The sequence below is a fragment of the Legionella rowbothamii genome (assembly GCF_900639985.1).
GTDB classification, from domain to species: Bacteria; Pseudomonadota; Gammaproteobacteria; order Legionellales; family Legionellaceae; genus Legionella; species Legionella rowbothamii.
The window spans coordinates 118724-133519 of the sequence record NZ_CAAAIM010000003.1; the positions used below are offsets into that span (position 1 = coordinate 118724).

Consider the following 14796-nt stretch of genomic DNA (forward strand, 5'->3'; position numbering starts at 1 on the left):
CTTGCATGATTAATTTTGGATAGTACGTTGTTTTAAAAAATTATTCGCAAAATCCTGAGGGGTGCTTGCCTTTAAATTAAGCTCATCAAGATAAATCAGTTTAAAATTAGCCTTACTCGCTAATGAGCTAGCATCAGGGGTTTCTGGGTACTGCTTCAACAGAGGGAAAAATAACGATTGACCAATAATATAGCGCTTATCATGGCTTTCAGGAGATAGGCCCCATATATTTTGGTAGGTAATGGCCGTCGCTTTATTATCGTTTATATCTTGAGTGCCAATATAGAGCATCACATGACCATTAATATAAATAATGGTCATCAGGGGATGTCCTTTTTCTTTTAGCAAGCTGATACGCTCATCACTATCATTTTTTGATAAGTCTAGTGTTGAACTTAATCGCGCTTGTTGTGCTGAGTTTCTGGGTAGCCAAATCCCAAATGGGGTGAATATACTTTTTATCTCTTGAGAGCAATCATTAAAGAAGAACGCTCCCCCCCAACCATAAGGCCGGTTTTTTAATTGGTTAATGATTTTGACTAGGTTTCGGGGCGTGGCGGTTAAAGGCATTATACTTGATGCCTTTGTATTAATAAGGCCAGTTTTTATCATGGCTTGATTATGTTGATTTTTAACAGGGATTAAAATAGTCGCATGTTGGCTATTCTGGTCAATCAGGGGAAATACCGCACCAATATATCCGGTGAATTGAAATTGTTGTTGTTCATCAACAATGCTTGTTTCTGTTTGTGTGACTGCGATAAGCTGGTGTTGTGCGGCGACTTGCCAATGCTTAATGAACTCTGGAGACGCATAGGCAATATCATTACTTTTAACCCAGGAAAAATAACTATCTGGTGTTAAAACTAACGACCAGGCTTTGTCCTTTGACACACTAACGACATAGAGTGGCGTGCCTGCCCAGATTGCTGATTCTTGCAAGTTATCAAAAGGAAATCCTTGACCAGCCAGGCTGGCATGAAAAAAATCAGGTGCCGTATCAGGCAAGGCACGTGCATAAGTATTTGTAACGGAAATGGCTCTATTTTCTTCTTTGAACTCACTTGAGGCTAGAGCATATAAATCCATGTTGTTTCTGATTTTTCGCCACCAAGAGTGATCGTGCTCCTTGAAGTTCTCAGCATAATGTTTGCCTTCATTCGATTTGTTTTGATTGTTAAAATCTTCTAATATTTCGGACTCAACTTTTTTTATCAGGGCTAAGGAAGACATTACCATTTGCCTGCTCCAAGGCGATAATCCTTGAGTCTCTGTTGAGTAATAGTGGTTATAAAATTGCTTTAACTGTGCATTTTGATATTCAGAGCTTAATAAGGCTTTATTATAGTCCTCTCTATCTGGAGATAAATAGTCATTTGCGTTTTGAGAATACGTCGTGATGGGAAAGTCATAAATAGGGACCTCCATTGCAACGCATACGGCAAAATCGAAAAATAATAATAGAGCAAAAATAAATTTCATTAAATGTCGCTTACCAAATATGTTATAGTTCATAACACTCTGCTACATAATAAAAAGAGGCATACGATACCTTTAAATGAACGATGTGTCAATTTATTGGGCAGTGTCGAGTGGTGGTAAATGCACTATAAATATCAGATATATTTCGTAATTTTCTCTATCTTTAACTGGACCAGCGCGGTTTCAAGTACGGCGAATAATGCTTGCCGAATACTGAGCACTTCTCAACAGGTAAACAAAACATTATCGCATTCGTCACAAATTATTGTGATTAAATCTTTAGGAGGTGTTAAGGCTAAGATGACATTATGCCAACGGCAAGGCGTTCTATGGGAGCCTAAACTCATATCTTCCTTTAAGGTGGTTATTGGAAAAAAAGGGATCGCTTTACCCGGAGAGAAAAAAGAAGGTGATTTAAAAACTCCCGCTGGCTTATATCCTATTGGTGAAGCATTTGGAGCGTATCCCATGGCGCTGAAAATGGACTATAAATACATCACTAAGGATGACAAATTTATTGATGATATCCATCATAAAGACTATAACTCGTGGGTTTCTGGACCTACGGATGCGAAAAGTTATGAAGCAATGCTAACGGAGCCTTATACTTATGGTGCCATTATAAACTACAATATGAACCCAACCATCCCTGGAGCTGGAAGCGCTATTTTTATACACTTATGGAGCTCACCGAATACACCAACATCGGGATGCATTGCTTTGGATAAAAAACATTTATTAAGAATGCTCCGTTGGCTTGATAAGAACCAACACCCCTATATTCTTGTGCATTAGTTCTAAAGATACAGCAAGCAATATTCAGGCTAGGGGGGCGATTTACACCTATTATTTTCTCTAGATGACTCAAGGTTCGGTTGTTGAGTCACGTTTCTTTTCAAGGCATTCTATTCTCTCTGTAGCTAGGGCTAGGTCTTGATTAACTTGCTTAAGTTTTGACGTAAGCGAAGAAATGATGGTAAGACTTTCAAGCATGAGGAATACCATCCCAATAGCGCCCAGTAAAAATAGGCTGTAGGGTGCATTTTGTTCGCCAAGGAAACTGCGAACAGCTCCACGCAGATTGTCACTTATCATAATGATTAAAAAAGCCAGCTCAATAATTATCCAGCTTATAGCCATGTGAGCACTCAGCTTGCCTGAACGAATCAGAGAAACTGTATATATAAAAACAAAGAAAATTAAACTTATGCCTAATAAACCTGCTGTCATAGAAACCTCTTTATTTAAAAATCATTTTTCGTCTTGAGAAAAAGTCCCATAAAACCAATGAGGACACGAAATGGATACAAAAATGCCTTAGTAAAATTAAATAAGGATTGGCCATGCACACGACCCCGCATGGTGATAGGTATTTCGAGTATTCTAAAGCCCTTTCGCTGTAACATGAAAAGAGCCTCTGCTTCTGGATGATCTACTGGATAGCATTTAGCAAAATACTCAAAGGCTTCGCGACTTAATGCACGGAAACCAGAAGTGGTATCAGAAATATAGAGCCTAGTGGCAAGGTATAATATACTTGTTGAAAAATACATGCCAATACGTCTTGGCAGAGAGGTTTTATAGGCTTTATCTTGGTGATTAGGAACATAGCGAGAACCAATAACGCAATCTGCTTGGTTATCACAGATTGGCTTGATAACTGATTCTATCCATGCAGGATTATGTTGGCCATCACCGTCTATTTGTACAACGATACTGTAACCCTTCCTGCTCGCGTATTTAAAGCCCGTTTGTACGGCACCACCAATACCCAGATTAGCTGACAAGGAAAGCACTTTGACTCCTTGTTGTCTGGCAACTTGTGCTGTTGTATCACGGGATGCGTCGTCAATGACGACCATATCATACCCTAACTTCTGTATTTCCTGTAAAAGAGATATTAAATTTTCTTCCTCGTTATAAGCTGGAATAATGACCAGAACATTATTTTTATTCACGAGAATCTCCTTTATTTTTGTTTTTGATATGTCGTACATCGCCTATCTGACGCGCAGGATTTCCCCCGACTATGGCGTAAGGAGGAACATCCTTTGTAACTACCGCTCCGGCTCCAACAATAGCACAACGACCAATTCGTACGCTAGGCAGCACTATAGCATTGACCCCAATATACGCACCATATTCAATCACAACATCCCCCACTGTATATTCCACCCCCGTTTCTAGTTGGGTAGGTGGGGAGAAACTTGTATGTGATATTACTTTGGCTCCGCGAGTAATGTACACATTATCTTCGATGTAAACATGCTCTGGAAATGTAGTGTCAATGAGAACATTCGGGGCAATGTAAACTGTGCGGTATTTGTCTATATTAACTCCACGTTTTTTATGGAGCCAGGCAGGAAGCCATGGCGGAATAACCGCAACATATGCAAGGTACCCTAAAAAGCCCTTAAACAAAAAACCGATATTTTTAAAATACTTGTCTACCCGTTGAGGGCTAACTTCATCCATAAATTTCTCTTAATCTAAAGGTGCTATTGAATAAAAATATTTAAGCATATCAGTCTTATCTGAAATGCATTTAAATCCGATATTTTCAAATAATTTTTTGCTTGCTGTATTATCCGGTTTTATTTCTGCTATTAAATCAATTAATTCATTTTCTTTAACTAGTTGTTTATCTTTTAATAGGCGAAGATGGCATATCGCTGCGTATAATAGAGGCTTACTGAGCCCTCTTTTTCTATGCATCGGAGCTAACATAATGCTCACTTCCCAAGAATTTTTTGTCTGCATACCATCGAAGCGCACCATTCCTATAGAGTGGTTTGATAACTCACCAATTAACAAAAGACATTTAGAATCAGCTAATACCTTTTGATACCATCTCTCATGTACATCAGGCTCTACTCTATCTTGATTGCGTGACATCATTCTGGTCAGTGGGTCATTACGCCAGCACAATAAGTCAGAACTATCTTCCTTGTTGGCGCGGCGCATTTTAATCGGAAGCTTTGTCATAATAAATACTTAAGATATTTGATAAGCAGAGAGTACTTTTCTCACGGCGCGGATAGTATCCTCCATATCTTGATTACTCATGGCAGGGAATATGGGTAGGCTTATTATTCGTTCATACTCTGCTTCAGCTACTGGCCAGTTGCCTCTCTTATAACCCAGCTGTGTATAATAGCTCATCCAAGGAATGGGAAGATAATGAACATTAACTCCTATGCCTTCGGCGCGTAATGCGGTAAAAATTTCTTCTCTGTTTGCCTGTAGTTGCTCAAGACGCAGGCGTATTACAAAGAGATGCCAAGCTGATTGGCAATCCTGGCGTTCGAACGGTAGTTCTAATGCAGTGAGGTCTCCTAGCGCTTCCTGATAAACAGTTGCGATAAAACGTCGACGTTCTAGCCACTGATCTAATTTTTGTATCTGACTAACACCTAACGCGCAATTAATATCAGGAATTCTATAATTATATCCTAGGCTAATCACATCATATTTCCAGGACTGATTGGTGTTACGGTGGTGAATATCTAAATCTATGCCATGATGCCGAAAGGAGCGCATGCCTTTTGCAAGCAACGGATCTTGTGTCAAAACCATGCCTCCTTCCCCTGTCGTAATATGTTTGACGGGATGGAAACTAAGTATGGTCATATCTTGGAGCGTTCCTACTTTTTGATTTTTATACATTGCTCCAAGGGAGTGTGCAGCATCCTCTATGATTAATAGGTTATTTTTTTGAGCGATGGCGCGCAGTCTATCATGATCACAGGGATGGCCTGCAAAATCTACGGCAATAATGGCTTTGGTTTTTGATGTAATTTTCCTTTCAACATCCGCTGGATCGATATTGAGTGTGTCAGGTGAAAGATCAGCAAAAACAGGAGTAGCCCCCGCATATAAAACACAGTTAGAGGTAGCAACAAATGAGATTGCTGGAACAATTACCTCATCTCCTGGGCCAATGCTCGCTGCAGATACCGCCGCATGTAGCGCTGCCGTACCGGTGTTAACAGCAATTGCTTCTTGCGCGCCCGTATACGTGCAAACTGCTTCCTCAAATTTTTTTACCATAGGGCCTGTTGTCAGCCAATCTCCATTTAAGACCGTTTTCACGGCTTCTTTATCTGCTTCATCTATGGATTGACGTGCGTAAGGAAGCAAGGTTTCACGCACAGGCGTTCCTCCAAATACAGCTAATTGTTCTTTCATTACAATCCCTTATTTAAAAAAATTTAAGTAAAAACTGATTAAGCTTTCTCTCTACTTCTACTCCTACAGCCAGAATAAAAGCGATGATTTGAAACACGGTGCCATAGACCACTGCTTCCGATTTATTAATGCCAAAACTAGCTAAGGCAAATATAGCCGCGATTTGATAAACTCCGATGTATCCTGGGGTGGCTGGGACGCAAAAGATGGCAGCTAAATAAACCAACACAGTTACGGCTGCAATGATAGGTAACTCCGTCCAACCAAGCGCGTAGAAAAGAAGCCAACAAGCAGCAACATCCAAAAATGTGATTATAAGTTGGAGTATTAGGCAGGGTGCTATGAAGCGCTTTAACTTTAACAATTGCAGGCCAGCTAAAAATTCTTGATACATCGTATATAGCCATTTACCCATTTTGTTTTTAGAGGCAATCCATAGCCAAAACTGCTCTAAGCGGCGCTCACCTATGCAGTAGAAAGTTACCCCTGTAAGGAGTACAATTAAACCCCAGATGGCAATCTTTGTGGTAGAGGATACATTAAAATACCCACTTTTTGTGCTCACTAATATTGCAAGTAAGAGAAAAAGAGTTATAGCATCAATGATTCTATCAAATAACGCACTTACAACGGCTTCACCGCCCCTAATACCTGTAAGCTGTTGTATACGTACAATTTTTAAAACTTCGCCGGCCTTCGCTGGATAAATAGCAGAACCAAAATAGCCTGCACAAGAGGCTTTCCAAACCTTGCCTGTATCGCTCCATGGTAATGCGGCGATGATTTGCCAACGCAAGCTTCTTAAAAACATGGAAGCCAAAAGAGCAAACATCATTGCTAGGGCCCACTTAGTCTCTATGTTCTTTAAAACCGAGATAAATTCATTCCAATCCATATGCCAACAGGTATAGAACAAAAATAATGGGGCTATCACAAAACCCGAGAACGGCAGTATTTTTTTTACGTTAATGGGACTATCTCCCATTCTGGCCCATGATCTTTTAGGCGACTTGCATATTTAGGTTTGTGTAAAGAATCCTTTGCAATAATTGTGTATATCTTTGTTCTCTGATCTTTGTACACTTCATTTATTGTCAACCACGAAGGAACCTCACCTACTTCAAAAGTGTTATTATCTTGAACCACGAGAAATTTAAAACCATTTTCGAATAAATGAACCCAGCGTTTATCAGCCGAGTAGGCGCTTGAGTCTTGAATGCCGTTAATGCACTGTAATAAATCTTCACGTAAATGGTAGGTATACCACCCCATAACAAAAACTCGGTCTCCCTTCTTTGCAATTTGATTGACATATTGCATTCCGGTTCCCAGCTCTTGTGACACACTCTGAGGAGGATATAATTTGGAACATTTTACGTCATGAAAATTGCTTTTTAAGCAGCCAGAGAATTTAGATGCCAGAGTCTCGACCGGCAAAATCCCTGCGGGTAGACACGTGTATAGAGCAATAATGAGGCTGAAAAAGATAGCTATTTTTAATACATTATAATTCTTCGAAAGTAGTACTTTCTCGGTACACCAGGAAGAAACTGGAATGAAAAGCAATAAGGTCGGTAGAATACATCTTGGGCAAAGTACAGAGGGTCGGCAAATCATCCAAATCACCAAGCAGCTAATTGATACGACTATCAGCTGAATCAGTTGTTTTGGTAATTTCCATTGTTCTTTCTTTACTAGAAGGAACAATGGAATAAATAAGAGGACCAGTGGTGAAAGATTTCCCCCAAGGAGAGAGTATTTTCCAAAAGTTAGAGCGAAGGGATACGTCAGTAAAATATAGCGTATCGCCTCAGGAGTATACCAAATCTGATCTGTCCAATTATGTCCTGCTGATTTAAAGAAATAAAAAGGAGCAAAGGGTTCATTAAATAGAACGGCATTTTTAATAAGATGGGGCAGAACCGCTATAAAAATCATCGCGCCTAGTATTCCAATAGAACGCAATGTTTTGAATTGGAACAAAGACTTCCAATGATTCCAGAGTAAAATTAAAAAAACAGCACTTAACAGTACGGGCATGTATGAAAATTTAGCTGTACAGGCCAGTCCCGTGAATAATCCGGTTAAAATGTAAGGCATTAGCTCAGCGGTTTTATTCGTTTGTAGTGCCCAATAACAAGCACCTAGTCCTAAAGCCGTTGCAAAAATATCCACTTTACCATCATAAAGATAGAAGGTGTAAGTAGTGGAAGTAATTAGCAGGATCAATGCAATAATTTTTCCTCTGGCTTGAACACCTGCTTCAGTGCAAAGAGCTAAAATAAAACCAATGACCGCAAAGCCCGTGAGCCAGACAAAAAACTTCGCAGCTTGTTCACTGCTTATCGCCATTAACGCAGCGTGATGTAACTCACCAAAAAGTCCAATTTGTGAAAAAGCATAGTAATTATTTACTGGTTTTAGGCGATGGGAGGCCGCCATGATCTTAGGTAAAACCATATAAAAGGCTTCGGCATCTCCAACTGGTGGATATGATACAGAAGCCATACCAAGCAGGCACAATACACAAAGTATGATAATAAGCATTACTTTCCAAAACAAACCAAGTGTAAGAATGTTCTGGTATCTATTCTGTAGATTAGGAATTAAAGACTTATAACAATCTTTGGTAAAATAAAGACTTGTTATAAAAATAAGCACAGATAAACCTAGGATTAAGTTAATTTCGAAATGAGATGTCAACCCCAAAAGTAACCACAAATTGACAAAAATGAACTGCCCAATCATAAAAGAAGTCGAACAAATTGCTCGTTTGTTCAGGCTGGCAGGCGAAAAAAATTTCAGGCAGGCCAATCCTAATAAGAGGTTCGTGAATGCATACCACAAAGCAATTACCAAGGAAAGCATAGTAACCTTACCCTCCCCAAATGTTGAATCTAAACAAAAACGAGTGAATAAAGGTATAGAGAACTTGGAAGGTTGGATTGTGGCTGAAGAAAGTATAGAGGGAAGGGAAAACTGCATACGGCTGATTTAAGAGCAGCATTAGAAAAGTACCACAGACAATCCATATGCAAATAAGAAGCTCCACCAACGAAATGGGCTTAGTTTTAATTTCCTTATACATTTTGCTCCTTCCTTTATCAATTAGTTAAATTGATTTTAAACAGATTATTAAGAAATAAACTGGGACTTACCTATTCAAAGAAATAAATTATCCTTCATTTTTTCACAGGTGCTTTTATATGGAGTTTTTTCTTTTGGTGAAGGATTTGCAACTACTTGACTTAAATGGCTCCCCGGACAAGACTCGAACTTGTGACCTAATGATTAACAGTCATCCGCTCTACCGACTGAGCTACCGGGGAATATGTGCGAATCTTAAAACGATTCTGTGCATCGGTCAAGCATATATTGTAATAATTTTATGGATATTTTTATTTTTGTTTTTTTGTTTTTCAAAAAGGAAAAAAATCGTTCTGCTGTGCGGGTAACAAAATAAAACGATGGTGGTTGGCCGCTAAGATGTTATTGGCATAAGGTTTCTATTGGCATATAAATTTCGCTCGCAGCGACTAGGGGTTCGCTAAAATAAAGCTCAGTCATCTGAGAACCTAGTGATGAATGAACCCAAAGCCCCCGGCTTTGGGTTCATTCATTTCGTTCGTAATGACGACAGTGTGGATTATTTGCAAAAACGTTCTAGTCTATCCATTGCGTCTTTGAGTATTTCCATGCTGGTTGCAAACGAGAGGCGGATGCAGCCTTCGTTGCCAAATGCGGAACCAGGTACTAAGGCAACGCCTACTTCAGTTAATAATTTTTCCGAAAACTCGAGATCATTGGCATAGCCGCGTTTGTTGATAACTTCTTGTACGCTTGGGAATATATAGAAGGTGCCATCGGCAGGAATGACTTCAACACCTGGGATTTTTTGTAAGCGGTCTGCCACATAATCATGGCGTTGGCGGAAGGCTTCAACCATCGATAAAACTGTTTCATTGCCACCGGTTAAGGCTGCTACTGCAGCGCGTTGTGCAATAGAGCATGGGTTGGAAGTGGATTGGGATTGAATAGTTTTCATGGCATTTATTAAGGGGAGGGGGCCTGCCGCATAGCCGATGCGCCAGCCGGTCATTGCATAGGCTTTGGATACGCCATTTAATACTATGGTGCGCTCATACAATTCCGGGCATGCGTTTAGGATGTTTACAAATGATTGGCTCCAAATAATATGTTCGTACATATCGTCAGTAGCAATAATAATTTGTGGATGCTTTTTCAGTACTTCTGCTAATGCCTTTAATTCATCTAAAGTATACGCAACTCCTGAAGGATTCGATGGACTGTTTAAGAACAACAAACGGGTTTTGGGAGTAATTGCTGCTGCTAATTGTTGCGCATTAATTTTGTAACGTTGCGCAGGTGTAGTTGGAATAATTACCGGTACACCATCAGCTAATAACACCATATCTGGATAAGAAACCCAATAAGGCGCAGGGATTATTACTTCATCGCCAGGATTTAATAAAGCTTGGCAAAGATTATAGCAACTTTGTTTTCCACCTACAGAAACCAAAATCTGGTTTGTTTGATAATCCAAGCCATTGTCTTTTTTGAACTTGTTTTTAATGGCTTCTTTTAACTCAGGAATACCATCTACGGCCGTATATTTGGTAAACCCTTGGTTAATCGCATTAATCGCGGCTTCCTTAATGTACGCGGGTGTGTCAAAATCAGGCTCACCAGTGCCTAAATTAATCACATCATATCCTTGTGCACGTAATTGGGTAGCTTTGGCAGCTACAGCCAATGTTGGTGAAGGCTTCACTTTTTGCACGCGATTTGCTAATACGATATCCATTTACTACTCCTATGAGATATACTTATACGTATGAAAGATTTGTTCAAAATTTATGCCAATTATGAGCCGGCTGGTGATCAGCCAACAGCCATTGCCTCGTTAATTGACGGCTTAAAATCCGGTTTAGCCAAGCAAACCCTTCTGGGGGTTACTGGCTCGGGTAAAACATTTACCATTGCCCATGTCATTCAGGCCATGCGACGCCCAACCTTAATTATGGCGCCAAATAAAACTTTGGCCGCACAGCTCTATGGTGAGTTTAAAGCATACTTTCCTGATAATGCAGTAGAATATTTTGTTTCCTACTATGATTATTATCAGCCTGAAGCCTACGTGCCTTCTTCTGATACGTTTATTGAAAAAGACTCCTCCATTAATGAGCATATCGAACAAATGCGCCTTTCTGCCACGAAAGCACTAATTGAGCGTAAAGATGCAATTATTGTTGCTACGGTGTCTGCAATTTATGGTTTGGGCGATCCTGATTCTTATTTGCGTATGGTATTACATCTTTCCCGTGGAGAACAATCTGAACAACGTAAAATTTTAAAACGCCTTGCCGAAATGCAATATACTCGCACGAATATGGCCTTGGAACGAGGGCAGTTTCGAGTGCATGGCGATGTCATCGATATTTTTCCAGCTGATTCTGACCGCATTGCTATTCGCGTTGAATTATTTGACGATGAAGTCGAGAATATTGCCCAATTTGATCCCTTGACCGGGGAGGTGATACAACGGTTACCTCGGGTTACCATCTTCCCTAAAACACATTACGTCACCCCGCGAGAGCGTATTTTACAAACGGTAGATTGGGTGAAAGACGAATTGCAAGAACGGCTGGCTGAATACAATGCGCAAAATAAGTTAGTGGAAGCGCAGCGCTTGGAGCAACGCACCTGCTTTGATGTCGAGATGATGTTGGAGTTGGGGTATTGTTCGGGGATTGAAAACTATTCCCGTTATTTATCGGGACGTAATGCTGGAGAACCCCCACCAACCCTGTTTGATTATTTGCCTGCAGAGGCTTTGCTGATTATTGATGAATCCCATGTGACCGTCCCGCAAATTGGTGGGATGTATCGCGGAGATCGTTCGCGTAAAGAAACCTTGGTGCAATATGGCTTCCGCCTGCCTTCGGCACTGGATAATCGCCCCTTACGTTTCGAGGAATTTGAAGGACGTTCCCCACAAACGATTTATATTTCTGCAACACCGGGTCCGTATGAAAAAGAGCATTCTGATAATATAGCTGAACAGGTGGTTCGTCCTACAGGATTAATTGACCCAGAGGTCGAAATTCGACCGGTACGGACTCAGGTCGATGATTTAATGTCTGAGGCACGTCACGTGATTCAGACGGGAGCGCGGGTTTTAGTCACTACTCTGACCAAGCGTATGGCGGAAGATTTGACCGACTATTTAAACGAACATGGAATAAAAGTTCGTTATTTGCATGCGGATATAGATACCGTAGAGCGTATGGAAATTATTCGTGATTTACGTTTAGGTGTTTTTGATGTGTTGGTTGGAATTAACTTATTGCGCGAGGGCTTGGATATGCCTGAGGTGGCTTTAGTTGCCATCCTCGACGCCGATAAAGAAGGCTTTTTACGTTCAGATCGTTCTTTAATCCAAACCATTGGTCGTGCTGCACGTAATGTGAAGGGACGTGCGATTCTTTATGCAGATAAGATTACTGGGTCCATGCAGCGGGCGTTGGATGAGACGAGTCGACGTCGTGACAAACAAAAGGCCTTTAATGACGCTCATGGGATTACTCCCAAAGGAATTAATAAATCCATCAAGGATATTATGGAGGGTGCTTATATTGGTAAGCGCAAAGAGGCCGTGGCTGAGCCGACTCCTGAGTATTTACATTGGTCTACTCAAGAATTGGTAAAACATATTAATACTTTAGAAAAGCAAATGTATGTGCATGCTAAAAATATGGAGTTTGAGGCTGCGGCTAAGGTACGGGATCAGTATCTTTTACTGAAAGAGCAATTGATTAAGAGTGGTACGACTTAATTATACGCTGTAGGTTGGGCCTATAGCCCAACATGACGTTATGGAGTGTATCGATCTTCTGTGGAGCCATGGCTCCAACCACAGGTGATTGTCAAATTTCCTTAATCATTAGATGAGCTAAAGTTTGACAAGTGGTAAATAAAATAGAAATAATCTTGTCTCGTTTCATGATTTAGGTTTGTTATCGTGCTCTATCGTGCCCCAGAACCCAGTAAATTACCGTTTCCCTATCAACACTATCCTTTATTTGACTTCTCAGCGACTCCAGGTTGGCTCGATGCTTTTTTAGGCGGGTATGCTCTACCTTCCCAGACTAAGGATTTTAGCTCCTTATTCATTGGGGAGCCGAGCCAGTTTGATGATGAAGTCTTGCGGCATGAACGCCATACGATAGTGACCTTTGATGAGGCCCAACTTGATACTTTGGAAATAAGACATAGAGCTCAACAAGAACTAGAACCTCAGTATCAAACCTTTATCATAAACTTTAATTGCAATTTTAAAGTTTATGAGCAATCTCTAGCTGAGATGCAAGAAAATGCACGTGACTTGCAAACGAATGTCATTGGTTTTAACTATCGTAATGTTGGCCGAAGCCAAGGCCAGGTTAAGTTCATGTGTCATTTAATTATTGATGGTATTGCCCAGGTTCAGCGAGTATTAGATCAGGGAGTTTCACCTGAAAATATTACTTTAAATGGCTTATCTATTGGTGGGGGGATTGCTACTTGTGTGGCTTGGTATTTTCATCGACAGGGTAAGAAGGTTAATTTATTTAATGATCGGTCTTTTGCTTCAAGCTTAAAGCTTGTTTTGAGCCATGTCGAGGGCATACCTATTCTTGGTGGGATACTTAGTCTTCTATGTACGCTTATCATTTTTAATTCAGCCTGGTATGCTTCTATTGCTGAACTGTTTCAGGATATTCCTGGGGAGTTTCGTGATTACATGCTGGTACGCACTCCTAGAGCGGAGCGTAGTGTAGATAGTCAGGATGATCTGTCTATACCCCATGAAGGTTCTCTGCATTTTGGCTTAAGAGATAAGCGTAGAGAGATAAAAGGGAATATTGATACACAAATTACTAAATGTGAAAATGAAGACCAGGTTAATGCCAATACCTTGAATGAGTTAAAAAAGACAAAATACGAGGAAAAGGAAAAAGCGCGGAACCGAAAAATGGAAGCATCAGTTATTAATATTGGAGAGGATTACGCGCACACCTTGCCGAAAAAGTATTTATTTAATCGTCACGGCATTTCTGCCGACACTTTTTTTAAAAACTTTGTGTATCGTTCTTATGAAGAACACGGCATCAAGCCGAGCATGTGCAGAAATATATAAAGGTAGCCCGATAGGCATGGATTTTGAACCCTGAGGTTCAAGTGGGTGACGATTGAATCGGTTCAGGCTTCCCACTCTAAGGTGGGCTTGCACAACACCGACTGCAGGATGTCTCCCATGCTGTTAGCATTGGTTCGAAAATCACTCCCCACCGGGTTAATTTAAGTATAACACTGTTCGCTCGAATAAAGTCAAGGGCTCATAGTCTTTACTTAATAAATAAACAAGAGCACTATAGCCTATCGCTAATTAAGGAGGAATTATTATGGCTGCAACACCATCGACGATGCTACCTTTAGGTACTAAAGCACCCGACTTTAATTTATTAGACACCCGCAACAACAAAATGTTGAGTCTTTCTGAAGGTAAATCAGCTATTGCCACAGTAATTATGTTTTTATGTAATCATTGCCCTTATGTAAAACATGTACAACCTAAATTGGTTGAATTAGCAAACCGCTACCAACCTAAAGGGATAAACTTTATTGCGATTAGTTCCAACGATGTGGAAAAATATCCCGATGATAGCCCGGAAAAAATGCGTCTTGAAGCCGAGCATGCTCTTTATCCGTTCCCTTATTTGTATGATGAAAGCCAAGATGTCGCGAAGGCGTATCAGGCGGCGTGTACTCCTGATTTTTATGTGTTTGATAAGGATTTGTTGTGTGTGTATCGTGGGTGTCTCGATGATTCAACCCCCGGAAATAATAAGCCACTTACTGGGGAGCACCTGCAAGCCGCTTTAGATTGTCTTTTAGCTGGAAAACCAGTAAGAGCTGAGCAAAAGCCAAGTATAGGATGCAACATCAAGTGGAAAGCCTAAAATGTGTAGCCCGTATTAGACATAGTCGTGATACGGGAGCTTATGGTACTTGCCTATGCAAATACGAGTACATCCAATTTTGACATGAAATTCTCTTAAGCAT

At 40.4% G+C, this 14796-nt stretch carries 13 protein-coding genes, 1 tRNA gene, 1 other RNA gene and 1 pseudogene; 5 read left to right on the forward strand and 11 right to left on the reverse strand.

Features of this window, described 5'->3' with window-relative positions; all coding sequences use genetic code 11:
- Positions 1 to 9 precede the first annotated feature (9 nt).
- On the reverse strand, positions 10 to 1515 hold the full coding sequence (locus E1P08_RS07265; protein ID WP_133136368.1) for an SH3 domain-containing protein: 1506 nt from the start codon (positions 1513 to 1515) through the stop codon (positions 10 to 12).
- Positions 1516 to 1602: 87 nt separating this feature from the next.
- Here E1P08_RS07265 and E1P08_RS07270 point away from each other — a divergent pair, with 87 nt between their 5' ends.
- A complete protein-coding gene (locus E1P08_RS07270) occupies positions 1603 to 2277 on the forward strand; it encodes a L,D-transpeptidase family protein (RefSeq protein ID WP_133136369.1) in 675 nt (224 codons plus the stop codon).
- A gap of 69 nt (positions 2278 to 2346) precedes the next feature.
- Here the strand turns inward: E1P08_RS07270 and E1P08_RS07275 are convergent, their stop codons facing one another.
- From E1P08_RS07275 to E1P08_RS07305, 7 genes and pseudogenes are all read right to left on the reverse strand, one after another.
- Positions 2347 to 2712, reverse strand: a complete 366-nt coding sequence (locus E1P08_RS07275) for a DUF2304 domain-containing protein (protein ID WP_133136370.1) — start codon at positions 2710 to 2712, stop codon at positions 2347 to 2349.
- Positions 2713 to 2726: 14 nt separating this feature from the next.
- Positions 2727 to 3440: a glycosyltransferase family 2 protein gene (locus E1P08_RS07280; RefSeq protein ID WP_165485121.1), complete on the reverse strand. Its 714-nt coding sequence runs from the start codon at positions 3438 to 3440 to the stop codon at positions 2727 to 2729.
- Positions 3441 to 3489: 49 nt separating this feature from the next.
- Positions 3490 to 3642 (reverse strand): annotated as a pseudogene (locus tag E1P08_RS17885) (LbetaH domain-containing protein); the annotation flags it as partial.
- 324 nt (positions 3643 to 3966) lie between these two features.
- Positions 3967 to 4467 carry a GNAT family N-acetyltransferase gene (locus E1P08_RS07290; RefSeq protein WP_133136373.1) on the reverse strand — a complete coding sequence of 167 codons (501 nt, stop codon included), beginning with the start codon at positions 4465 to 4467 and terminating at the stop codon, positions 3967 to 3969.
- A 9-nt stretch (positions 4468 to 4476) separates the two neighbouring features.
- Positions 4477 to 5670 (reverse strand): UDP-4-amino-4,6-dideoxy-N-acetyl-beta-L-altrosamine transaminase, encoded by a 1194-nt coding sequence (pseC, locus tag E1P08_RS07295; RefSeq protein WP_133136374.1) that lies wholly within the window; start codon positions 5668 to 5670, stop codon positions 4477 to 4479.
- A gap of 13 nt (positions 5671 to 5683) precedes the next feature.
- Positions 5684 to 6655, reverse strand: coding sequence for a lysylphosphatidylglycerol synthase transmembrane domain-containing protein (locus E1P08_RS07300; RefSeq protein ID WP_133136375.1), 972 nt, complete (start codon positions 6653 to 6655; stop codon positions 5684 to 5686).
- On the reverse strand, positions 6631 to 8217 hold the full coding sequence (locus tag E1P08_RS07305; RefSeq protein WP_165485122.1) for an ArnT family glycosyltransferase: 1587 nt from the start codon (positions 8215 to 8217) through the stop codon (positions 6631 to 6633). Before E1P08_RS07305 ends, E1P08_RS07300 begins: the two co-directional genes overlap by 25 nt.
- A gap of 175 nt (positions 8218 to 8392) precedes the next feature.
- On the opposite strand from E1P08_RS07305, the gene E1P08_RS17155 reads away from it, so the two are divergent.
- Positions 8393 to 8668, forward strand: a complete 276-nt coding sequence (locus E1P08_RS17155) for a hypothetical protein (protein WP_165485123.1) — start codon at positions 8393 to 8395, stop codon at positions 8666 to 8668.
- 255 nt (positions 8669 to 8923) lie between these two features.
- Here E1P08_RS17155 and E1P08_RS07310 read toward each other — a convergent pair.
- A tRNA-Asn gene (locus E1P08_RS07310) sits at positions 8924 to 8999 on the reverse strand.
- A 317-nt stretch (positions 9000 to 9316) separates the two neighbouring features.
- Positions 9317 to 10495 carry a pyridoxal phosphate-dependent aminotransferase gene (locus E1P08_RS07315; protein WP_133136377.1) on the reverse strand — a complete coding sequence of 393 codons (1179 nt, stop codon included), beginning with the start codon at positions 10493 to 10495 and terminating at the stop codon, positions 9317 to 9319.
- Positions 10496 to 10525: 30 nt separating this feature from the next.
- On the opposite strand from E1P08_RS07315, the gene uvrB reads away from it, so the two are divergent.
- Positions 10526 to 12526 carry an excinuclease ABC subunit UvrB gene (uvrB, locus tag E1P08_RS07320; RefSeq protein WP_133136378.1) on the forward strand — a complete coding sequence of 667 codons (2001 nt, stop codon included), beginning with the start codon at positions 10526 to 10528 and terminating at the stop codon, positions 12524 to 12526.
- A gap of 186 nt (positions 12527 to 12712) precedes the next feature.
- A complete protein-coding gene (locus E1P08_RS07325) occupies positions 12713 to 13870 on the forward strand; it encodes a hypothetical protein (RefSeq protein ID WP_133136379.1) in 1158 nt (385 codons plus the stop codon).
- Here the strand turns inward: E1P08_RS07325 and ssrS are convergent.
- Positions 13871 to 14031: non-coding RNA, 6S RNA (gene ssrS / locus E1P08_RS07330), on the reverse strand.
- A gap of 104 nt (positions 14032 to 14135) precedes the next feature.
- Here ssrS and E1P08_RS07335 point away from each other — a divergent pair.
- The gene (locus E1P08_RS07335) at positions 14136 to 14693 is read left to right on the forward strand and encodes a thioredoxin family protein (protein ID WP_133136380.1); all 558 of its coding nucleotides are present in this window, start codon (positions 14136 to 14138) and stop codon (positions 14691 to 14693) included.
- Positions 14694 to 14796: the final 103 nt, after the last annotated feature.